19 protein-coding genes and 1 pseudogene are annotated in these 20,441 nt (G+C 70.5%); 12 read left to right on the top strand and 8 right to left on the bottom strand.

Annotation, left to right across the window (positions count from 1 at the left end; translation table 11 throughout):
• Nucleotides 1-3 precede the first annotated feature (3 nt).
• Nucleotides 4-1,101, top strand: a complete 1,098-nt coding sequence (locus tag G9Q37_RS08055; RefSeq protein WP_166226697.1) for an enoyl-CoA hydratase/isomerase family protein — start codon at nt 4-6, stop codon at nt 1,099-1,101.
• 14 nt (nt 1,102-1,115) lie between these two features.
• Here G9Q37_RS08055 and G9Q37_RS08050 read toward each other — a convergent pair whose 3' ends face one another.
• Together G9Q37_RS08050 and G9Q37_RS08045 are read right to left on the bottom strand one after the other, a co-directional pair.
• On the bottom strand, nt 1,116-2,156 hold the full coding sequence (locus G9Q37_RS08050; RefSeq protein ID WP_166226696.1) for a hypothetical protein: 1,041 nt from the start codon (nt 2,154-2,156) through the stop codon (nt 1,116-1,118).
• 119 nt (nt 2,157-2,275) lie between these two features.
• Nucleotides 2,276-3,358, bottom strand: coding sequence for a quinone-dependent dihydroorotate dehydrogenase (locus tag G9Q37_RS08045; RefSeq protein WP_166226695.1), 1,083 nt, complete (start codon nt 3,356-3,358; stop codon nt 2,276-2,278).
• A gap of 41 nt (nt 3,359-3,399) precedes the next feature.
• On the opposite strand from G9Q37_RS08045, the gene rpiA reads away from it, so the two are divergent.
• Entirely contained in the window at nt 3,400-4,071 is a 672-nt protein-coding gene (gene rpiA / locus G9Q37_RS08040; protein WP_166226694.1) for a ribose-5-phosphate isomerase RpiA, read from the top strand.
• Between the two features lie 9 nt (nt 4,072-4,080).
• Here the strand turns inward: rpiA and G9Q37_RS08035 are convergent, their stop codons facing one another.
• From G9Q37_RS08035 to G9Q37_RS08025, 3 genes are read right to left on the bottom strand one after another with little or no spacing between them, the layout of a single operon-like run.
• A complete protein-coding gene (locus G9Q37_RS08035) occupies nt 4,081-4,731 on the bottom strand; it encodes a glutaredoxin family protein (protein WP_166226693.1) in 651 nt (216 codons plus the stop codon).
• A 28-nt stretch (nt 4,732-4,759) separates the two neighbouring features.
• Nucleotides 4,760-6,823 (bottom strand): M3 family metallopeptidase, encoded by a 2,064-nt coding sequence (locus G9Q37_RS08030; RefSeq protein ID WP_166226692.1) that lies wholly within the window; start codon nt 6,821-6,823, stop codon nt 4,760-4,762.
• 58 nt (nt 6,824-6,881) lie between these two features.
• Nucleotides 6,882-7,352 carry a YhbY family RNA-binding protein gene (locus tag G9Q37_RS08025; RefSeq protein WP_166226691.1) on the bottom strand — a complete coding sequence of 157 codons (471 nt, stop codon included), beginning with the start codon at nt 7,350-7,352 and terminating at the stop codon, nt 6,882-6,884.
• Between the two features lie 40 nt (nt 7,353-7,392).
• Between G9Q37_RS08025 and G9Q37_RS08020 the strand changes: the two genes are divergently transcribed.
• From G9Q37_RS08020 to G9Q37_RS08000, 5 genes and pseudogenes are all read left to right on the top strand, one after another.
• Nucleotides 7,393-8,058, top strand: coding sequence for an RlmE family RNA methyltransferase (locus G9Q37_RS08020; protein WP_166231089.1), 666 nt, complete (start codon nt 7,393-7,395; stop codon nt 8,056-8,058).
• Nucleotides 8,059-8,219: 161 nt separating this feature from the next.
• On the top strand, nt 8,220-10,133 hold the full coding sequence (gene ftsH, locus G9Q37_RS08015) for an ATP-dependent zinc metalloprotease FtsH (protein WP_166226690.1): 1,914 nt from the start codon (nt 8,220-8,222) through the stop codon (nt 10,131-10,133).
• 59 nt (nt 10,134-10,192) lie between these two features.
• Entirely contained in the window at nt 10,193-11,017 is an 825-nt protein-coding gene (folP, locus tag G9Q37_RS08010; protein WP_166226689.1) for a dihydropteroate synthase, read from the top strand.
• 63 nt (nt 11,018-11,080) lie between these two features.
• The gene (glmM, locus tag G9Q37_RS08005) at nt 11,081-12,415 is read left to right on the top strand and encodes a phosphoglucosamine mutase (protein WP_166226688.1); all 1,335 of its coding nucleotides are present in this window, start codon (nt 11,081-11,083) and stop codon (nt 12,413-12,415) included.
• 2 nt (nt 12,416-12,417) lie between these two features.
• A pseudogene (locus G9Q37_RS08000) lies at nt 12,418-12,678 on the top strand (GNAT family N-acetyltransferase); the annotation flags it as partial.
• A 27-nt stretch (nt 12,679-12,705) separates the two neighbouring features.
• On the opposite strand, the gene G9Q37_RS07995 reads toward G9Q37_RS08000, so the two are convergent.
• Both G9Q37_RS07995 and G9Q37_RS07990 read right to left on the bottom strand, forming a co-directional pair.
• Entirely contained in the window at nt 12,706-13,911 is a 1,206-nt protein-coding gene (locus G9Q37_RS07995) for an exo-beta-N-acetylmuramidase NamZ family protein (protein ID WP_166226687.1), read from the bottom strand.
• A 21-nt stretch (nt 13,912-13,932) separates the two neighbouring features.
• Nucleotides 13,933-14,463, bottom strand: coding sequence for a DOMON-like domain-containing protein (locus G9Q37_RS07990; RefSeq protein WP_166226686.1), 531 nt, complete (start codon nt 14,461-14,463; stop codon nt 13,933-13,935).
• Nucleotides 14,464-14,571: 108 nt separating this feature from the next.
• On the opposite strand from G9Q37_RS07990, the gene G9Q37_RS07985 reads away from it, so the two are divergent.
• Genes G9Q37_RS07985 through G9Q37_RS07965 form a run of 5 tightly spaced genes read left to right on the top strand, consistent with a single transcriptional unit; the run spans nt 14,572 to nt 19,942 of the window.
• The gene (locus G9Q37_RS07985) at nt 14,572-15,357 is read left to right on the top strand and encodes a GNAT family N-acetyltransferase (protein ID WP_166226685.1); all 786 of its coding nucleotides are present in this window, start codon (nt 14,572-14,574) and stop codon (nt 15,355-15,357) included.
• Nucleotides 15,357-16,277, top strand: a complete 921-nt coding sequence (locus G9Q37_RS07980) for a UDP-2,3-diacylglucosamine diphosphatase (RefSeq protein ID WP_166226684.1) — start codon at nt 15,357-15,359, stop codon at nt 16,275-16,277. Before G9Q37_RS07985 ends, G9Q37_RS07980 begins: the two co-directional genes overlap by 1 nt.
• A gap of 14 nt (nt 16,278-16,291) precedes the next feature.
• Nucleotides 16,292-17,365 carry a glycosyltransferase gene (locus tag G9Q37_RS07975; protein WP_166226683.1) on the top strand — a complete coding sequence of 358 codons (1,074 nt, stop codon included), beginning with the start codon at nt 16,292-16,294 and terminating at the stop codon, nt 17,363-17,365.
• Complete coding sequence (ppk1, locus tag G9Q37_RS07970) at nt 17,362-19,437, top strand: polyphosphate kinase 1 (protein ID WP_166226682.1); 2,076 nt, start codon at nt 17,362-17,364, stop codon at nt 19,435-19,437. The genes G9Q37_RS07975 and ppk1 overlap by 4 nt, the downstream gene beginning before the upstream one ends.
• 7 nt (nt 19,438-19,444) lie before the next feature.
• Nucleotides 19,445-19,942, top strand: a complete 498-nt coding sequence (locus G9Q37_RS07965) for a SixA phosphatase family protein (RefSeq protein WP_166226681.1) — start codon at nt 19,445-19,447, stop codon at nt 19,940-19,942.
• A 4-nt stretch (nt 19,943-19,946) separates the two neighbouring features.
• Here the strand turns inward: G9Q37_RS07965 and G9Q37_RS21765 are convergent, their stop codons facing one another.
• Complete coding sequence (locus G9Q37_RS21765; protein ID WP_205710735.1) at nt 19,947-20,375, bottom strand: hypothetical protein; 429 nt, start codon at nt 20,373-20,375, stop codon at nt 19,947-19,949.
• Nucleotides 20,376-20,441 lie beyond the last annotated feature (66 nt).

The following is a 20,441-nucleotide window of genomic DNA, read 5'->3' as shown; positions in this document are numbered from 1 at the left end:
GTCATGTCCTCGCCCGAGCCCACCGTCATCGTCGAAGTCCAGGGCCGTGTCGGCCTGATCACGCTCAACCGCCCCAAGGCCCTCAACGCCTTGTCGCTCGAGATGATCCGCGCGCTCGGCGCCGCGCTGATCGCGTGGCGCGAGGACCCGGGCGTGATCGCGGTGGCCATCCGCGGCGTCAACAAGGAAGGCCCGTTCGGCGCCTTCTGCGCGGGCGGCGACATCCGTTTCTTCCACCAGGCCGCGCTGGCCGGCAACCCCGAGCTCGAAGACTTCTTCACCGAGGAATACGCGCTCAACCACCTGATCCACACCTACCCCAAGCCCTACATCGCCTTCATGGACGGCATCTGCATGGGCGGGGGCATGGGCATCAGCCAGGGCGCAAGCCTGCGCGTGGTCACCGAGCGCAGCAAGCTCGCCATGCCCGAGACCAACATCGGCCTGTTCCCGGACGTCGGCGGCGGCTACTTCCTGAGCCGCTGCAGCGGCCACCTGGGCGAGTACCTCGCGCTCACGGGCCGCGTGCTGCAGGGCCGCGAAGCGCTGAGCGCGGGCCTGGCCGACGGGCACATCGAGGCGCAGCGCCTGCCCAACCTCTGGGCCAGCCTGGGCAGCACGCCGTTTGAGAATGGCGAAGCGGTGCAGCGCTGGGTCGAAAGCCACCTGCAGTCCGCCGCGCCCGCGGCGCCCTGGCCGATGGCGCAAGTGAACGCCGCGTTCGGGCAGGCCAGCGTGCCCGCCATCGTCGCGGCGCTCGAAGCCGCGGCCAGCGACGCCTGGGCCGCCGAGACCCTGGCCACGCTGCGCCAGCGATCGCCGCTGATGCTGCACGTGGTGCTCGAGCAGATCCGCCGCGCGCGCGGCATGGGACTGGCCGACGACCTGCGCATGGAACGCAACCTGGTGCGGCGCTGCTTCCACCTGCGCCCGGGCGCGGCGAGCGAAACGGTGGAAGGCATCCGCGCGCTCGCGGTCGACAAGGACCACAGCCCGCGGTGGAATCCGGCCCGCATCGAGGACGTGAGCCCCGAACACGTGGCGGCCTTCTTCGAGCCGCCCTGGCCCGCGTTCGCGCACCCGTTGCGCGCGCTGGGCTGACTCGGCGACCCCCGTCAGTCGCCCACGGCCAGGCGCGCGCCGATGGCCTCGTGGGCCGCCCGGATGGCCGTTTGAAGCGGCACCGGGGCCTTGGCGTCCCCCTCGGGTGCCTTGCCGTTCACCGCCTGCTGGATGACCCGGTTGCAGAAGCTCAGGTGCGCGCGCTGGTCCGGGGGCAGGTGCTGCACCTGGGTGAACGCATCGGAAAACGGCGCCAGCACGTTCCGGTAGAAGAGGGCGCTGCCGAGTGCGCGGGCGTTGGCGTGGGCCCCGCGGTCGGGAAACCGCCGCTGCATGGCGGCCAGGGCGGCACCCAGCCCCAGACCGTCGAGCCCTTGCTGCAGGGACGCGAGGAAGGAGACCGCGAGGGCGGTGCTCCGCGCGAGCAGCTCGCACAAGGCGTCCAGCCTCGCGGGGTCATCGGCCAGTGCGGCCGTGTCCAGTTTGCTGCCGCCCCCCAGGGTCGGCCACGCCGGCACCCCACATCGGCTGGCCTCGATCACGAGCGCCTCGGGCGATGCGGGCATGTGTTCGAAAAAGTGGCTCTTGAGGGCGCGCGAGGTGCAGCTGTCGTTGCGAAGCAGGGTCTCGGTGGGCTTGAGTTCGTCGATGCAGGCCACGATCTGCACGCCGAGCGGCCAGGTGGCGCGTTCGGCATCTTCGGCCTCCCGGGTGGCGCGGCGTTGCGCGGCATCACCGTGGACCGGCTCGTCGCGGGATGCGTCGCGTGGGGATCGGCTCACCGTTTCCCACACCTCGCCCAGGCGTTGCCTGAGGCTCGAAAGTCGCGGGGTGCGCGGGCTGGTCACACCGGTCTTGACGGGACTCGAGTTGCGCGAGGCGCTGGGCGATGGGCGCACCGACACCGTGCGTGGGCCGTCGAGTTCTTCAGACCGCTTCAGGCTCTTTCGCTTGTCGATCCGGGGCAGGGGCGGCAGCGCGTAGCCCTGCTCGGGCCGAACCGGCGGCGCCGGCTCTTGCGGGGGGTGCCGGGGCGCGTGCGGGGTGGCAATGGGTTGGCGGTACGTGCCGATGGACACCCTTTTCTTTTCCATGGGAAGGCGCTGGCGTTGCGGTTGACGGACACGGTCCTGTGTCCATCCCCCGCCAGGGCGGTTCCTCCCCGATCCCCACCAATCCGTTTGCCTTGGGCCGGCGCCAGCCGGCGGCACCCTCAGCGCCTGAGCGCGGCGATCGCCTGCGCCGATTCGCGCACCAGCGCCGGCCCGCGGTAGATCAGGCCGGTGTAGATCTGCACCAGGTCCGCGCCCGCGGCGATCTTGCTCACGGCGTCGTCGGCGCTCAACACACCGCCCACGCCGATGATGGGAAAGCCCGGGCCCAGCGCCGCGCGCAGCGCGCGGATCACGCGGTTGCTTGCTTCGAGCACCGGCGCGCCCGACAGGCCGCCGGTTTCCCCGGCATGGCGCAGGCCCTTGACGGCCTCACGCGAGAGCGTGGTGTTGGTGCCGATCACGCCCAGCGCGCCGGTGGCGCTGCCGTCGCTGCCGCAGCCGTGGCGCTTGAGCGTGGCCGCGATCACCGCGATCTGCGCGTCGTCGAGATCGGGCGCGATCTTCACGAACACCGGAATGTGCCGGCCGTGGCGCTGCGCGAGCTGTTCGCGCCGCTCCATCACCGCGCCCAGCAGCGCGTCGAGCGCCGCGTCGCTCTGCAGGCTGCGCAGGTTCTGGGTGTTGGGGCTGGAGATGTTGACGGTGACGTAGTCGGCGTGCGGGTAGACGCCGTCGAGGCAGGTCAGGTAGTCGTCGGTGGCGCGCTCGATCGGCGTGCTCGCGTTCTTGCCGATGTTCAGACCCAGGCGCATGGGCGTGCCGCCGCGCTCGGCGCGAAAGCGCGCGCGCTGCACGTTGGCCAGGAAGGCGTCCAGGCCTTCGTTGTTGAAGCCCAGGCGGTTGATCAGCGCCTGGCGCTCGGGGATGCGGAACATGCGCGGCTTCGGGTTGCCCGGCTGGCCCTTGGGCGTCACCGTGCCGACCTCGACGAAGCCGAAGCCCATGGCGGCCAGGCCGTCGATGCAGCGCGCGTTCTTGTCGAGCCCGGCGGCCAGGCCCACGCGGTTGGGAAAGCCCAGGCCCGCGAGCGTGAAGGGATCGTTCACGCGCGGCTCGCTGTAGAGGCAGGTGAGCGGCGAATGCTGCAGCCGCGCGATCGCGCCCAGCGTGAGTTCGTGGGCCGCCTCCGGGTCCATGCCGAAGAGGAAGGGGCGCGCCGCGCCGTAGGGAAGGAGTGACATCGGATAATCCGCAGCTTTAGACCAACCCGCAATTCTCGCAAATGACCCAAGACGAACTCAAAGCCCTGGTGGGCCAGGCGGCCCTGCAATACGTGACCCCGGGCGAGATCGTGGGCGTGGGCACGGGCTCCACGGTCAACAAGTTCATCGAGGCGCTCGCCACCCTCAAGGACCGCGTGCCGGGCGCCGTGTCGAGCTCCGAGGCGTCGACCGCGCGCCTGAAGGCCATCGGCATTCCCGTGCTCGAGGCCAACGCGGTCGAGACCATCGGCGTCTACATCGATGGCGCCGACGAGATCGACGGCCAGGGCCACATGATCAAGGGCGGCGGCGCCGCGCTCACGCGCGAGAAGATCGTCGCGGCCCAATCGCGCCGCTTCGTGTGCATCGCCGACGAATCCAAGCTGGTCGCGACACTGGGCGCGTTCCCGCTGCCGGTGGAGGTGATCCCCATGGCCACGGCGCGCGTGATCCGCCAGTTCGCGGCGTTGGGCGGCCAGGCCCGCGTGCGCCTGAAGGACGGCGTGCCCCTCGTGACCGACAACGGTCAGCACATCGTCGACGTGACCGGCCTGAAGATCAGCGACCCGCTGGGCTTCGAGAGCGAAGTGAACCAGTGGCCCGGTGTGGTCACGGTGGGCGTTTTCGCGCACCAGAAGGCCAGTGTGTGCCTGCTGGGCACGGCCGAGGGCGTTCGCACCCTCAGCTTCTGAGCGCCTGGCTCAGAAGCGGATGCCCGCAGGGTTGCTCGGCGGGGGCGTCACGGGCACCTCGGCCGGCGCGGTGGGCGCCGTGCTGTCGTTGCCGCGCGCGGCACCCGACGGGGCCGCATTGCCGGCCGCGGGCGCAACGTCGACCAGCGGGCTGGGGGCCGCGCGGCGGTAGCCGGGTGGCAGCGCCGACTGCGCCGGGTAACCGGCCGCATTCAGGTACTGCGTCCATTCGGCGTCGGAATAACCGCGCAGCCGCTGCGAGCCGATGGACAGCAGGGGCAGCGAGGCTTCGCCGGCCAGCCGCTTGAGCGCCTCAACGTCTTCTGCCGTGGTGACGGTTTTTTCGGTGTAGGGGATGCCGCGCGCGTTGAGCAGGTTGCGGCCGCTGTTGCACGGGGCGCAGTCCTTGCCCGTGTAGAGCACGACCGGATAGCGCGTGGCGGTCTGGCGCAGTTCGAAGGGCAGTTGTGCGCCGCCGCCGGTGCCGGCTGCGCCCGGGGTCACGGGCTGGGGCCGGCTGCCGCTGTTGGCGGGCGGCGGCTGGTCCGAGAAGCTCACGCGGCCATCGGGCCCGACGATGCGGTACACGCCCTGGGCGGAGGCGGACAGGGCGGCCCCCAGGCTCAAGCTGGCAACGATCAGCGCGGTGCGGGTCTTCATGGGTGTCGGTGGACGGGGGTGGCGGGGCTCAGGCCATGCCCTGGTGGCGCAGCAAGGCGTCGATCGACGGCTCGCGGCCGCGGAAGGCCGTGAACGATTCCATCGCAGGACGGCTGCCCCCGGCTTCCAGAATCGACCGGCGGTAGCGGCGACCGGTCTCAACGTCCAGGGTGCTGTGGCCGTTTTGCCGCGCGGCCTCCTCGAAGGCCGCGTAGGCGTCGGCGCTCAGCACCTCGGCCCACTTGTAGCTGTAGTAGCCGGCCGAGTAGCCGCCCGCGAAGATGTGGCTGAACGTGTGCGGCGTGCGGCTGTAGGCCGGCGGCTGCAGCACGGCCACCTCGCGGCGCACGCCATCGAGCAGGGCCATGATGGCCGCGCCGTCGGCGGGCGGTGGCGTCTGGCTGTGCAGCAGCATGTCGAACAGCGCGAACTCCACCTGGCGCAGGGTCTGCAGGCCGCTCTGGAAGTTCTTGGCCGCGAGCATCTTGTCGAACAGCGCGCGCGGCAGCGGTGCGCCGGTGTCCACGTGGGCCGTCATGTGGCGCAGCACCTCCCATTCCCAGCAGAAGTTCTCCATGAACTGGCTGGGCAGCTCCACCGCATCCCATTCGACGCCGCTGATGCCCGAGACATCGCGCTCCTCGACCTGCGTGAGCATGTGGTGCAGGCCGTGGCCGAATTCGTGGAAGAGGGTGATGACGTCGTCGTGCGTGAGCAGCGCGGGCTTGCCGTCGACGCCCTCGGCGAAGTTGCACACCAGGTGGGCCACGGGCGTCTGCAGGGTGCCGTTGTCGGGGCGGCGCCAGCGCGCACGCACGTCGTCCATCCAGGCGCCGCCGCGCTTGCCGGTGCGGGCGCCGGGATCGAGGTAGAACTGGCCGACCAGGCGGCCGTCGCGTTCGATGCGGTAGAACTCCACGCCCGGGTGCCAGGTGGGCGCGTTGTCCTTGCGGATGGCCACCTCGAACAGGGTCTCGACGATGTGGAACAGGCCCGCGAGCACCTTGGGCGCGGTGAAGTAGGGCTTGACCTCCTGCTCGCTGAAGGCATATCGCGCTTCCTTGAGCTTCTCGCCGATGTAGGGCCAGTCCCAGGCCTGGGGATCGGCCAGGCCGAGCTCCTTGGCCGCGAAGTCGCGCATGTCGGCCAGATCCTGCTCGGCGAACGGGCGCGCCTTGTGCGCCAGGTCGCGCAGGAAGGCAATCACCTGCTCGGGCGAATTGGCCATCTTGGGCACCAGCGAGACGTCGGCGAAGTGGCGGTGGCCGAGCAGTTGCGCCTCTTCGTGGCGCAGCGCGAGCAGCTCGACCATGATGGCCGAGTTGTCGAACTGCCTGGCCTCGGACTGCTCGCTGGCCCGCGTCACGTAGGCGCGGTACAGGCGCTCGCGCAGCGCGCTGTTGTGGGCGAACTGCATCACGGGCAGGTACACCGGCATCTTGAGCGTGAGCTTGTGGCCGGGTTGCTGGTCGGCGCGTGCGGCCGCGGCCGTGGCCTGCAGCACGTCGTCGGGCACGCCGGCGAGCTCGTCGGCGCCCACGTAGATGGCAAAGGCGTCGGTGGCGTCGAGCGCGTTCTCGCTGAACTTCTGCGCCAGCTCGGCCGAGCGTTCCTGGATGTCGGCGAAGCGCGCCTTGTCGGCGCCCTTGAGCTCGGCGCCGCCGAGCACGAAGCCGCGCAGCGCGTTGCGCCGGGCCTGCACCTGTTCGGCATTGAGGGTGCCGGGATCCATGGCCTTGTACTTGGCGTACAGGCGCTCGTCGGCGCCCAGGCGGGTCCAGAACTCGGTGACTTTGGGCAGGGCCGCGTTGTAGGCGGCGCGCAGGGCCGGCGTGTCGGCCACGCTGTTGAGATGGCTCACCGCGCCCCAGGCGCGCGAGAGGCGCTCGGTCGCGACGTCGAGCGTGGCGGCCAGGCGGGCCCAGTCGGCGGGGAAATCGGGGGCGGTGGCGGTCCGCAGGGCCCGGTCGGCCTCGTCCAGCAGGGTGTCGATCGCCGGGCCGACCAGCTCGGGCGCGATGGCGTCGAAGCGCGGCAGGTCGGAGAAATCGAGCAGGGGGTTGAGCTGGCTGGGATCGGTGCGGACGTTCATGGCGGCTCAGATGGGTGGTTGGGGCGGGGGTTTCAAGCGCCGGACCGAAGGTCCGCGCTCACTGGCCGGACTTCTTGACGCTCTTCTGGCGCACCTTGGCCCGCTTGACCTGGCCACCCGGGGTGAGGCGCTGGTTGCCCAGCACGCGCACCACTTTGATTTCGGGCTTCTGGCCCGGGCGCTTACCGAACTTGAGCACCTTGACGTCCTTGGGGCCGGGCTTGCGGTCTTCGTCGGGCGCACGCTCTTTCTCGGGCAGGGGGCGCCACAGCACCAGCAGCTTGCCGATGTGCTGGATGGGCGCGGCGTCGAGCGCGTCGGCCAGCTGTTCGAGCATGGACTCGCGCAGGGCGCGGTCGTCGCTGAGCACGCGCACCTTGATCAGGCCGTGGGCCTTGAGCGCGGCGTCGGCTTCTTTCTGCACGGCGGGGGTGAGGCCATCGTTGCCGATGTGGACCACGGGGTCGAGGTGGTGGGCCTCGGCGCGGTGGACTTTGCGTTGGGCGGGGGTGAGGGTGATGGCGGGCATGGGAGAATTATCGGCTACCCACACCCGAGACCCCATGGGCATCAAGGTTCAAACCCAGAGCAAGAAGGTCAACAAGGCCTGGCTCAACGAGCACGTGAACGACCCGTACGTGCGCCAGGCCCAGAAAGACGGCTACCGCGCGCGTGCGGCCTACAAGCTCAAGGAGATCGACGAAAGCCTGGGGCTGGTGCGTCCGGGCATGGCCATCGCCGACCTGGGCAGCACCCCGGGCGCCTGGAGCCAGTACCTGCGCCGGCGCCTGAGCCCGCAGGGCGCTGCCGTTGGTCAGCTCGATGGCACCATCGTGGCGCTCGACCTGCTGCCCATGGAGCCGATCGAAGGTGTGCACTTCATCCAGGGCGATTTCCGCGAAGAGTCGGTGCTGGCCGGGCTGCAGGCCACCCTGGCCGCCAAGGGCATCGGCAAGCTCGATCTGGTGGTGTCCGACATGGCGCCCAACCTCTCGGGCATCGCCGACACCGACGCCGCGCGCATCGAGCACCTGATCGAGCTTGCGGTGGATTTCGCCCGCCAGCAGCTCAAACCCGAGGGCGCGCTGGTGGTCAAGCTGTTCCACGGCGGGGCCTACGAGCCCATGGTGGCGCTGTTTCGCGACACCTTCCGGGTGGTCAAGCCGGTCAAACCCAAGGCCAGCCGCGACAAATCGGCGGAAACCTTCCTGGTGGGCCGCGGTCTGAAGGCCTGAACCGGCCCGCCGGCCAGCCGTTTGGCAGCCGGGTCGTGACAAAAGCTAACCCGGCGATTGACATTGCCTTGTCACGCCAGGGCAGGAGGGGCACTTGAAAGTCCTAGAATGCCCGGCATATGCGTTTGTGCTGGCACCGCCCGTGTGCTTAGGAGTTCTCTTTGAACAACCAGTGGTTCTCGAAAATTGCCGTGTGGATGGTCATCGCCATGGTGCTGTTCACCGTCTTCAAGCAATTCGACGGTCGCAGCACGGCAGGGGCCGGCTACATCGGCTATTCCGAATTCCTTGACCAGGTCAAGGCGCGCCAGATCAAGAGCGCCACCATCCAGGAAGGCCAGGGCGGCACCGAGATCGTGGCCGTCACGCAAGACGACCGCCGCGTGCGCACCACCGCCACCTACCTCGACCGCGGCCTGGTGGGCGACCTGATCCGCTACGACGTGAAGTTCGACGTGCGCCCGCGCGAAGAGGGTTCGCTGCTCATGACGCTGCTCGTGAGCTGGGGCCCCATGCTGCTGCTGATCGGGGTCTGGATCTACTTCATGCGCCAGATGCAGGGTGGCGGCAAGGGCGGCGCCTTCAGCTTCGGCAAGAGCAAGGCGCGCATGCTCGACGAGAACAACAACACCGTCACCTTCGCCGATGTCGCGGGCTGCGACGAGGCCAAGGAAGAGGTGAAAGAGGTCGTCGACTTCCTCAAGGACCCGCAGAAATTCCAGAAGCTGGGCGGTCGCATTCCGCGCGGCCTGCTGCTGGTGGGCCCGCCGGGCACCGGCAAGACGCTGCTGGCCAAGTCCATCGCTGGCGAAGCCAAGGTGCCGTTCTTCAGCATTTCGGGCTCCGATTTCGTGGAGATGTTCGTCGGCGTGGGCGCGGCCCGCGTGCGCGACATGTTCGAGAACGCCAAGAAGAACGCGCCCTGCATCATCTTCATCGACGAGATCGACGCCGTGGGCCGCCAGCGTGGCGCAGGCCTGGGCGGCGGCAACGACGAACGCGAGCAGACCCTCAACCAGATGCTGGTCGAGATGGACGGCTTCGAGACCAACCTGGGCGTGATCGTGGTGGCCGCCACCAACCGCCCCGACATCCTCGACGCCGCGCTGCTGCGCCCGGGCCGCTTCGACCGCCAGGTCTACGTGACGCTGCCCGACATCCGCGGCCGCGAGCAGATCCTCAACGTGCACATGCGCAAGATCCCGCTGGGTACCGACGTGAACGCCGCCATCATCGCGCGCGGCACGCCCGGCATGAGCGGCGCCGACCTGGCCAACCTCTGCAACGAGGCCGCACTCATGGCCGCGCGCCGCAACGCGCGCACCGTGGAAATGCAGGACTTCGAGAAGGCCAAGGACAAGATCCTCATGGGCCCCGAGCGCAAGAGCATGGTCATGCCCGAGGAAGAGCGCCGCAACACCGCCTACCACGAGGCCGGCCACGCCCTGATCGGCAAGCTGCTGCCCAAGTGCGACCCGGTGCACAAGGTCACCATCATCCCGCGCGGCCGCGCGCTGGGCGTGACCATGAGCCTGCCCGAGAAAGACCGCTACAGCTACGACCGCGAGTACATGCTCAACCAGATCAGCATGCTGTTCGGCGGCCGCATCGCGGAAGAGGTGTTCATGAACCAGATGACCACCGGCGCCAGCAACGACTTCGAGCGCGCCACGCACATCGCGCGCGACATGGTGATGCGCTACGGCATGACCGACGCGCTGGGCCCCATGGTCTACGCCGAGAACGAGGGCGAGGTCTTCCTGGGCCGCTCGGTCACCAAGACCACCAACATCTCCGAACAGACGATGCAGAAGGTCGACGCCGAGGTGCGCCGCATCATCGACGAGCAGTACGCCGAGGCGCGCCGCCTGATCGAGGAGCACAGCGACAAGATGCACGCCATGGCCAAGGCCCTGCTCGAATGGGAAACCATCGACGGCGAACAGCTCGACGACATCATGGCCGGCAAGCCGCCGCGGCCGCCCAAGGACTGGACGCCGCGCAACCCCGTGGGTGGCGGTGGCAGCGGCGGCACCCCCGCCGTGTCGCCCGACGCGGCACCCAACGCGGCCTGATCCGCGCCGACCCACCTCGACGGGGCCTTCGGGCCCCGTTGCCATTTCAGGGACCTCCCATGCGCTGGACCACCACCCGTTTCGACATCGACCTGAGCGAGCCCCAGGTGATGGGCATCGTCAACGTCACGCCCGACTCGTTCTCGGACGGCGGCCGCCATGCCGGCACCGCGGCCGCGCTGGCCCATGCCGAGGCGCTGCTTGCACAGGGCGCACACATCCTGGACATCGGCGGCGAATCCACGCGCCCGGGCAGCCCCGCGGTGCCGCTCGACGAAGAACTGGCGCGCGTGCTGCCCGTGGTGCGCGAGGCCGTGAAGCTCGGGGTGCCGGTGTCGGTGGACACCTACAAGCCCGAGGTGATGCGCGCCGTTCTCGACCTGGGCGCCGACATCGTCAACGACATCTGGGCCCTGCGCCGCGGCGACGCGCTGGCGGTGGTGGCGGCCCACCCGCGCGCGGGCGTGTGCCTCATGCACATGCACCGCGACCCGCAGACCATGCAGGTGGCGCCCATGGACGGCGACGTGCTGCCCGCCGTGCGGGCCTTCCTGCGCGAGCGCGCGCAGGCGCTGCAGGCGCTGGGCGTGGCGCGCGAGCGCGTCGTGTTCGACCCGGGCGTGGGCTTCGGCAAGACCGTGGCGCAGAACTTCAGCCTGCTCGCGCGCCAGCGCGAACTGCTCGACGACGGCTTCGCGCTGCTGGCCGGCTGGTCGCGCAAATCGTCGCTGGGCGCGGTCACGGGCATCGAGACGCCGGCCGCGCGCGTGCACGCCAGCGTGACGGCCGCCGTGCTGGCCGTGGACCGGGGCGCGCACGTGGTGCGTGTGCACGATGTCCGCGAAACCGTCGAAGCGTTGAAGGTCTGGCGCGCCGCGCGTTGAAGCCGGGTGCCGCGCCCCGATAATCCGCGCGTCACACAAAACACCCCGCGAGGAGAAGCACCCATGGCCCGCCAGTATTTCGGCACCGACGGCATCCGAGGCACCGTCGGCCAGGCGCCCATCACCCCCGACTTCGTGCTGCGCCTGGCCCATGCGGTCGGCCGCGTGCTCAAGCGCCAGCAGGCCCACCCCACGGTGCTGATCGGCAAGGACACACGCATCTCGGGCTACATGCTCGAGGCCGCGCTCGAATCGGGCTTCAACTCGGCCGGGGTCGACGTGGTGCTGCTGGGCCCGGTGCCCACGCCCGCCGTGGCCTACCTCACGCGCGCGCAGCGCGCCAGCCTGGGCGTGGTGATCTCGGCCAGCCACAACCCCTTCGCCGACAACGGCATCAAGTTCTTCAGCGCCAAGGGCACCAAGCTGCCCGACCAGTGGGAGCTCGATGTGGAGGCCGCGCTCGATGAGCCGCCCGTGTGGGTGCCCGCGGCCGAACTCGGCAAGTCGCGCCGGCTCGACGACGCGGCGGGCCGCTACATCGAGTTCTGCAAGAGCACCTGCTCGCACAACCTGAGCCTGCGCGGGCTCAAGATCGTGGTCGACGGCGCGAACGGCGCGGCGTACCACATCGCGCCCTCGGTGTTCCACGAACTCGGCGCCGAGGTGGTGAAGATCGGCTGCACGCCCGACGGCCTCAACATCAACGCCGGCGTGGGCGCGACCCACCCCGAGGCCCTGATCGACGCGGTCAGGCAGCACGGCGCCGACTACGGCATCGCGCTCGACGGCGACGCCGACCGCCTGCAGATGACCGACCGCCAGGGCCGGCTCTACAACGGCGACGAACTGCTTTACCTCATGACCATGGACCGCCTGGCGCGCGACGAAGATGTGCCCGGCGTGGTGGGCACGCTCATGACCAACATGGCGGTGGAGGTGGCGCTGAAGGCACGCGGCGTGCAGTTCGTGCGCGCCAAGGTCGGCGACCGCTATGTGCTCGAAGAGCTCGACAAACGCGGCTGGCTGCTCGGCGGCGAAGGTTCGGGCCACCTGCTGGTGCTCGACCGCCACACCACCGGCGACGGCCTGGTCTCGGCGCTTCAGGTGCTGCACGCCTGCGTGGACAGCGGCAAGAGCCTGGCGCAACTGCTGGCCGACGTGACCCTGTTCCCGCAGACGCTGATCAACGTGCGCCTGCAGCCAGGCCAGGACTGGAAAACCAATGCGCGACTGGCGAGTGAAACCCAGGCGGTGGAAGCCGAGCTCGGCGACAGCGGCCGCGTGCTGATCCGCGCGAGCGGCACCGAACCGCTGGTGCGCGTGATGGTGGAAGCGCGCGATGCCGCAATGGCCCAGCGCTGCGCCGAGCGCCTGGCCGACACGCTGCGCACCGCCTGATAGGCTTCTCCACCTCCAAAGGCCGGCCGCTGGTGAACGTGCACGACGTGGCCGTGCTCGCGAGCCACCGCGGCCGCGGCATTGCCGAACAGATGCTGCGCGCGGTCGAGCAGGAGGCGCGCCGGCGCGGCGCGTGCAAGCTCACGCTCGAGGTGCTCTCGGGCAACCGGCCGGCGATGCGGCTCTACGAGCGCATCGGCTTCGCGGGTTACCGGCTCGATCCGGCCATGGGCACCGCCCAGTTCCTGCAGAAGTGGCTCTGAGCCGAGGCCCGGCCGCCGCGCCTCGGCTCAGTAGAGCAGGTGCGGCCGGCGCGCTTCCAGCCAGGCGGTTTCGTCTGCGCGCACGGCCTGGTCGAAGTCTTCGGGCGCGGCCTGCACGTCGTCCACCCACTCGCGCAGCAGCGGGCTGCCGTTGATGAGGTCGATCGCCAGCCGGTCGCGCTCGTACTCGTAGGGGAAGTCGCGCCACAGCGGGTAGTCGGGCTGTTGCAGGCGGATGGCGCGGAAGGCCAGGGTCTGCAGCCGCCAGGGCTGGAAGGCCGCGTGGTCGTAGTGCACCGGGTCTTCGACGTGGATCTGCACGCCCGCGCAGAGCCGGCCCACGTGCTTGTGGAAGGTGGGCTCGAACCAGCATTCGCGCAGCACGCAGCCGCGCAGCCATTGCGGGGCCAGCGCGTGCATGTCGCGCAGCAGGCGTGGGATGTCGAGGTCGGGCGCGCCGAACAGCTCGAGCGGGCGCGTGGTGCCACGGCCTTCGCTGAGCGTGGTGCCTTCGAGCATCACCGTGCCCGCGTAAGCGCGCGCCATGGAGAGGTTGGGGGCGTTGGGGCTCGGGTTGACCCAGCTGCGCTCGCCCAGCGGCCAGCCGAAGCCGGGCGCGGCCTCGGGCTGCCAGCCCTGCATGGGGATCACGCGGTAGTCCAGGTCCAGCCCCAGCGTGGCCACGAACCAGTGGCCGAGCTCGCCCATGGTCAGGCCGTGGCGCATGGGCATGGGGCCCGCGCCCACGAAGCTTTCCCAGCCCTCGCGCAGCGTGAAACCCTCGACCGGGCGGCCCGCGGGGTTGGGGCGGTCGAGCACCCAGACCGCTTTGCCATGCTTCGCGGCCGCTTCGAGCACGTAGCGCAGCGTGGTGATGAAGGTGTAGATGCGGCAGCCCAGGTCCTGCAGGTCCACCAGCAGCACGTCGAAGCTGTCCATCATGGCGTCGGTGGGCCGGCGCACCTCGCCATACAGGCTGAACACCGGAATGCCCAGCCGCGGGTCGGTGAAGTCGGGCGACTCCACCATGTTGTCCTGCTTGTCGCCGCGCAGGCCGTGCTGCGGGCCGAAGGCCGCGCTGAGCTTCACCTCGGGCAGGGCCGCGAGCGCGTCCAGCGCGTGCGTGAGGCCGCGCGTGACCGAGGCGGGGTGGGCGAGCAGGGCCACGCGCCGGCCCGCGAGGGGGGCGCGCAGGGTGGCATCGGCCACCAGTCGTTCGAGTCCGATCTGCATGGGTTCTGTGGGCGGCAAGGGTCAGCCCGCGGGCAGGTGCAAGGTCCAGCCCGCGCGGTTGTGGAAATCGGGTTTGTCCCCGGGGTGGCGCAGCGCCAGGTGCGCGAGGCGGCCGAGCGTGTCTTCGAGCACGGCGCTCAGCCCGATCTGCCAGGGGCCGTGGGGCAGGGCGCGGCGGTCGATCACCGCGATCAGGTCCATCCCGTCGGCCTGGTCCTGGCGGTCGATCAGGGGCGGCGGGGCGGCGTCGGGGTCGCTGTCGCGTTCGCGTTCGGCGCGAAAGGCGTAGTGCGCCCACTGGCCCGAAGGCGCGAAGTTGAACTCGTGGTACGCGGACACCCCCTCGGCGGCGACAAAGGCCTCGAAGCAGGTGTGCTGCCACAGGCCGTCGGCGCGGCCGCCGGGCGGTGCCGGCCAGCGCAGCAGGCGCATGTCGCCGCGCAGCCGGTAATGCAGCACCAGCTCGCGCGGCTCGGGCCGGCATTCCACCGTCAGCAGCAGCGGGATCAGCGGTGACAGCGGGTGGGGCAAAAGGGTCAGTGGCGTGGTCACGGGCCGCATTGTGTCAGGCGCGTGCGCCGTGGCGGGAGCGCCGCGTGTCATCAAAGCTTCATGCCGTGGCCACGGGCCGGTCATGGCCGGCGCCGAGCATGAAAGGCCATGGACACCTTCCCCATGCTGCACCTTCACCACCGGCCCCTGACAACGCCGGTACCCGCAACGGCCGCTGCCCCCTGGTCGGTGCGGTGGGCCCGCCACCTCGACGAAGTGCGCGCGGCCCAGCGCCTGCGCCACGCGGTGTTCGCGGGCGAGATGGGCGCGCGCCTGCGCAGCCCGCTGCCCGGCCACGACATCGACCTGTTCGACGACTACTGCGAGCACCTGCTGGTCACCCAGGCCGGCAGCGACGACGTCATCGGCACCTACCGCGTGCTCACCCCCGCGCAGGCGCGCCGCGTGGGCAGCACCTACAGCGACACCGAGTTCGACCTCACGCGGCTGCGCCAGGTGCGCGATCGCATGGTCGAGCTGGGCCGCAGCTGCGTGCACCCCGATCACCGCACGGGCGGCGTGATCCTCGCGCTGTGGAGCGCGCTCAGCGGCTTCATGCAGCGCAACGGGCTCGACGTGATGATCGGTTGCGCGAGCGTGCCCATGCACCAGGACGGCCGCTACGCCGCGGGCCTGTGGCAGCGCCTGCGCCAGGACACGCTGGCCCCGATCGACTGGCAGGTGCGACCGCGCCTGCCGCTGCCGATCGACCGCATCGACCCCGCGCCTGGCGTGCAGCCCCCGGCGCTGGTCAAGGGCTATCTGCGGCTCGGCGCGAAGGTGATGGGCCCGCCCGCCTGGGACCCGGACTTCAACGTCGCCGACCTGCCGCTGGTGATGCGCCTGCAAGACCTCGCGCCGCGCCACCGCAACCACCTGCTGGGGGGCGGCTGATGCGCTCGGCCTTCGACCTGATGGGCGGCTGGGCGGCGCGTGCCAGCCTGCGCGAGGGCACGCCGGCCGCGCCGGTGCCCCTGGCCATCGACGCCGACGCCGACGACGGCACCCCCGACGGCCCGGAGCGTGCGCGCTACCGGGCCGTGTTCATTTCGGACCTGCACCTGGGCACCGCGGGCTGCCAGGCCGTGGAACTGCTCGAGTTCCTCAAGCAGCACCCGAGCGAAACGCTGTACCTGGTCGGCGACATCATCGATGGCTGGCAACTGCGCCGCAAATGGTTCTGGCCGCAGGCCCACAACGACGTGGTGCAGAAGCTGCTGCGGCGCTCGCGCAAGGGCTGCCGCGTGGTGTTCGTGCCGGGCAACCACGACGAATTCGCGCGCCAGTTCGACGGCCACCACTTCGGCGGCATCGAAGTCGCGAACGAGGCGGTGCACGTCACGGCCGACGGCCGCCGGCTCTGGGTGGTGCACGGCGACCACTTCGACGGCGTGATCCAGTGCGCCAAGTGGCTGGCCTACCTGGGCGACAACGCCTACGAGTTCCTGCTGCGCATGAACCGCCACCTCAATTCGCTGCGCGCCCGCATGGGCCTGCCGTACTGGTCGCTGTCGCAGTACCTCAAGCACAAGGTGAAGAAGGCGCTGAACTACGTGATGGACTTCGAGCGCGCCGTGGCCGCCGAAGCGCGCTCGCGCGGCTACCAGGGTGTGGTCTGCGGCCACATCCACCGGCCCGAGATGCGCACCATCGACGGCACGCTGTACTGCAATGACGGCGACTGGGTGGAGAGCCTGTCGGCCCTGGTCGAGCACCTCGACGGCCGGCTCGAACTGGTGCACTGGGCGCCCGGCGCCTTGCCCGGCCTGCTGGCCCCGGCCGGGGCGCAAGGGCTGCCGGAAATGAGCGCCTGAGCGCGGGGGTGGCGATGAAGATCCTGATCGTCACCGACGCCTGGACGCCCCACACGCACGGCCTGGTCATGGCGCTGACCGAGCTGGTGCGCCAGTTGCAGGCCGACGGCCACGAGCCGCAGGTGCTGCACCCGGGCCTGTTCCGCCACCGCGCCGGCCCGGGCTGGCTGGGCATGGACCTCGCGCTGCTGCCGGGCCGGGCGTTGCTGCGCCTGATGCGCGAGGCCGCGCCCGACGCCATCCACATCGCCACCGAGGGGCCGCTGGGCTGGGCCGCGCGCCGCATCTGTCTGGCGCAGGGCTGGGGCTTCACCAGCGCGTGGTGGCTGCGGCTGCCACAGCGCCTGCGGCGCGGCCTGCGGCTGCCGGCGCCCTGGACCGCGGCCCTGCTGCGCCATTTCCACCGGCCGGCGCAACGCGTGCTCGCGGGCAGCCAGGCCCAGGCCGACGCGCTGCAGGCGGCCGGGCTGGCGCAGGCGCGCGCCTGGGTGGCGGGCGTGGACACGCGCCTGTTCGCGCCGGCGCGCGGCACGTCCAGCCGGCAGCCGCACGGACCGCTGGGCCCGCTCGCACACCCGGTGAGCCTGTACGTGGGCGCCGTCGCGCTGGACCAGCGGGTCGAAGACTTTCTGCGCCTGGACGTGCCGGGCTGCAAGCTGGTCTGCGGCGCCGGCCCCGACCAGCCGGCCCTGCGCCAGCGCTACCCCAACGTGCACTGGCTGGGCTTTTTGCCGCGCGCCGCGCTGGCCGCGGTGTACGCCTCGGCCGACGTGCTGGTGCACCCCGGGCGCGGCGAAGAACCGCCGGCCACCGTGCTCGAAGCGCTGGCCTGTGGCACACCGGTCGCGGCCTATCCCACCGAGGTGCTGCTGCAGCTCATCGGCCAGACCCGCGCCGCCGCCCTGCACGACGACCTGCGCGAGGCCTGGCACGAGGCGCTGCGCATCGGCCGCCACGAGGCGCGCGCCGGTGCGCTGCGCTTCGCGTGGCCGCGCGCGGCCGAGCGTTTCGTGCACGAACTGCACCGGCTCGATCGGCGCACCGACGCGACTGCCGCGGCCACACCTTTCAAGATAATGCAGGCATGACCGGCCACCCGAATGCCCCCAGGTTCCCGCTGCTCGACCGCGACCTCAGCATCCTTGCCTTCAACGAGCGCGTGATGGACTGGGCGCGTCGCACCGACGTGCCCGTGCTCGAGCGCCTGCGCTACCTGAGCATCGTCTCGAGCAACCTCGACGAGTTCTTCGAGGTGCGCATGGCGCCGCAGCTCGCGGCCGCGCGCATCAACGAGACCCGCGGCCTCTACACCGCCGAGACCTTCCAGGCCCTGTCGGCCCGCGTGCACGAACTCGTGTCCCAGCAGTACGCGATCTACAACGACGAGGTGCTGCCCGCGCTCGAGAAGAAGGGCATCAAGATCGTGGCGCACAGCGAGCGCAATTCACGCCAGCGCCGCCACGTGCGCGAGATCTTCGTCAACGAGGTGCAACCGCTGCTCATGCCCGTGGGCCTGGACCCTGCGCACCCGTTCCCGCAGGTGGCCAACAAGTCGCTCAACTTCATCGTGCGGCTCTCGGGCAAGGACGCCTTCGGCCGCGAGAACGAAATCGCGATCGTGAAGGTGCCGCGCATCCTGCCGCGCTTCTTCCGGCTGCCCTCGGTCAAGGGCTCGCGGCAGGTGCACTTCGTGTCCATCTCCAGCCTGATCCGCACCCACCTGGGCGACCTGTTCCCGGGCCGCCAGGTCACCGAGTTCTCGCAGTTCCGCGTCACGCGCCATTCGGACCTCGCGGTGGACGAGGAAGAGGTGAAGAACCTGCGCACCGCGCTGCGCAAGGGGCTGCAGCAGCGCCATTACGGCCAGGCGCTGCGGCTCGAGGTGTCGGCCGGTGCATCCGAATTCCTGTCCGACTTCCTGCTCGAGCAGTTCGGCCTGCCCGAGGCCAGCCTGTACCGCGTGCCCGGCCCGGTCAACCTGGTGCGGCTCAACCAGCTCATCGACAAGATCGACGCGCCCGAGCTGCGCTTCGAGCCCTACCTGCCGGGCTGGCCCCAGCAGCTCACGCCGGGGCAGTCGTTCTTCGAGCGGCTGCAGCAGGGCGACGTGCTGATCCACCAGCCCTACGAGAGCTTCGACGCGGTGCTGTCCTTCCTGCGCGAAGCGGTCGAAGACCCGGACGTGCTCGCGATCAAGCAGACCATCTACCGCACCGGCGCCAAGAGCGAGCTCATGGACCTGCTGCGCGAGGCCGTGCGCCGCGGCAAGGAAGTGACCGCGGTGGTCGAACTCAAGGCCCGCTTCGACGAAGAGGCCAACATCAACTACGCCGAGCGGCTCGAGTCCGTGGGGGCGCAGGTGGTCTATGGCGTGGTGGGCCTGAAGACCCACGCCAAGATGCTGCTCATCACGCGCCGCGAGGCCACGGGCCTGCGCCGCTACGCGCACCTGTCCACCGGCAACTACAACCCGGGCACGGCGCGCGTCTACACCGACCTCAGCATGCTCACGGCCGACGAAACGCTCACCGCCGACGTCGACCAGATCTTCCTGCACCTGGCGAGCCAGAACCGGCTGGGCCGGCTCAACCAGGCGCTGATGGCGCCGTTCCTGCTGCACAAGGCCCTGCTCGACAAGCTCGCCGCCGCGGGCGAGGCGGCCGCGCGCGGCGAGGAGGCGCGCGTGACGCTCAAGATGAACGCGCTCACCGACGAAGCGCTCGCGCGCGCCCTGGCCGCGGCCTCGCAGCAGGGCGTGAAGATCGACCTGATCGTGCGCGGCGCCTGCGTGCTGCCCGCGGGCGTACCGGGCTTCACCGACAACGTGCGCGTGCGCTCGGTGATCGGCCGCCTGCTCGAACACTCGCGCGTGTTCCATTTCCGGGTCGGCGCGAACGAAGAGGTCTGGCTGTCGAGCGCCGACTGGATGAATCGCAACATGCTGCGGCGCGTGGAGCTCGCCTGGCCCGTGACCGACCCGGCGCTGCGCCAGCGGGTGATCGACGAATGCCTGATCGCCTACCTGCAGGACACGCGCGATGCCTGGCTGCTGCAGCCCGACGGCCGCTACGTGCCCGCGGGAGCGGCGGGCGGGCGCGGCCGCACGCACGCGCAATCGGCGCAAAGCAGCCTGATGCACCGCTATGGCCACAAGGGATGAGGCCGACATGCCGGCGCGCGGGACCGACCTGATCCTGTGGCGCCACGCCGAGGCCCAGGAGCACCCCGACCCGGCCAACGGCCAGCCTGGCGACGCCCAGGACCTCGCGCGCCGCCTCACCGCGCGGGGCGAGAAACAGGCGGCGCGCATCGGTGCCTGGCTCGACCGGCAACTGCCCGAAGGCGCGCGCATCTGGTGCAGCCCGGCCACGCGCTGCGAGCAGACCGCGCTGGCCCTGGGACGGCGCTTCAAGACCAGCGAGGCGATCGCGCCCGAGGCCGGGGCCGAGGCGCTGCTGTCGCTGGTGCAATGGCCCGCGGGGCGCTCGCCCGTGGTGGTGGTGGGCCATCAGCCCACGCTGGGCCGCGTGATCGCGCGGCTGCTGTCGCTGTCGCAGGCCGAGTGTTCGGTGAAGAAGGGTGCGGTCTGGTGGCTGCGCCACCGCGAGCGCGCCGGGCAGGGGCAGACCGTGATCGTCACGGTGCAGACCCCCGAGATGCTCTGAAGGCTCAGGCTGCCTTGCGCGGCGCGGCGGCTTTCCGGGGCGCGGGCTTGGACGCCTTTGCAGCGGGTTTCGCAGCGGGTTTCGCGGCGGGTTTCGCGGCGGGCTGGGCCGCAGGCTGGGTGGCGGGCTTGGCCGCGGGTTTCACCGCCGCCTTCTTTTTCGCCGGCTCGGCTTTGGCCGGCTTCTCGCTCGCCGGGCGGCCGGTCTTGAGCGTGGGCACGGCCGCCAGGGCCGCCTTGTAAGCCGCGTCGTTCAGGCCTTGCAGCACCATCAGGCCGGCGCGCAGCAGCTCGCTTTTCTTCACGCTCAGGCCGAGCGAGATCGCGCGCGCCTTGAGCGCATCGATGGCGGCGAACTCGTTCTTGGGAATGGTGAAGCTGTCGCGCACCAGCTTGGGCTTCTTGGCGGCGTTCTTGTCGACGGCATGGGCCATGCGGCACTCCGGGCAGTTGCAGGGGCGCGCAGTATAAACCGTATAAACGGTTTATACGAAGGCCGG

Source organism: Hydrogenophaga crocea (genome assembly GCF_011388215.1).
Classification (GTDB): domain Bacteria; phylum Pseudomonadota; class Gammaproteobacteria; order Burkholderiales; family Burkholderiaceae_C; genus Hydrogenophaga; species Hydrogenophaga crocea.
This window is presented reverse-complemented; position numbering and strand designations above follow the sequence as displayed.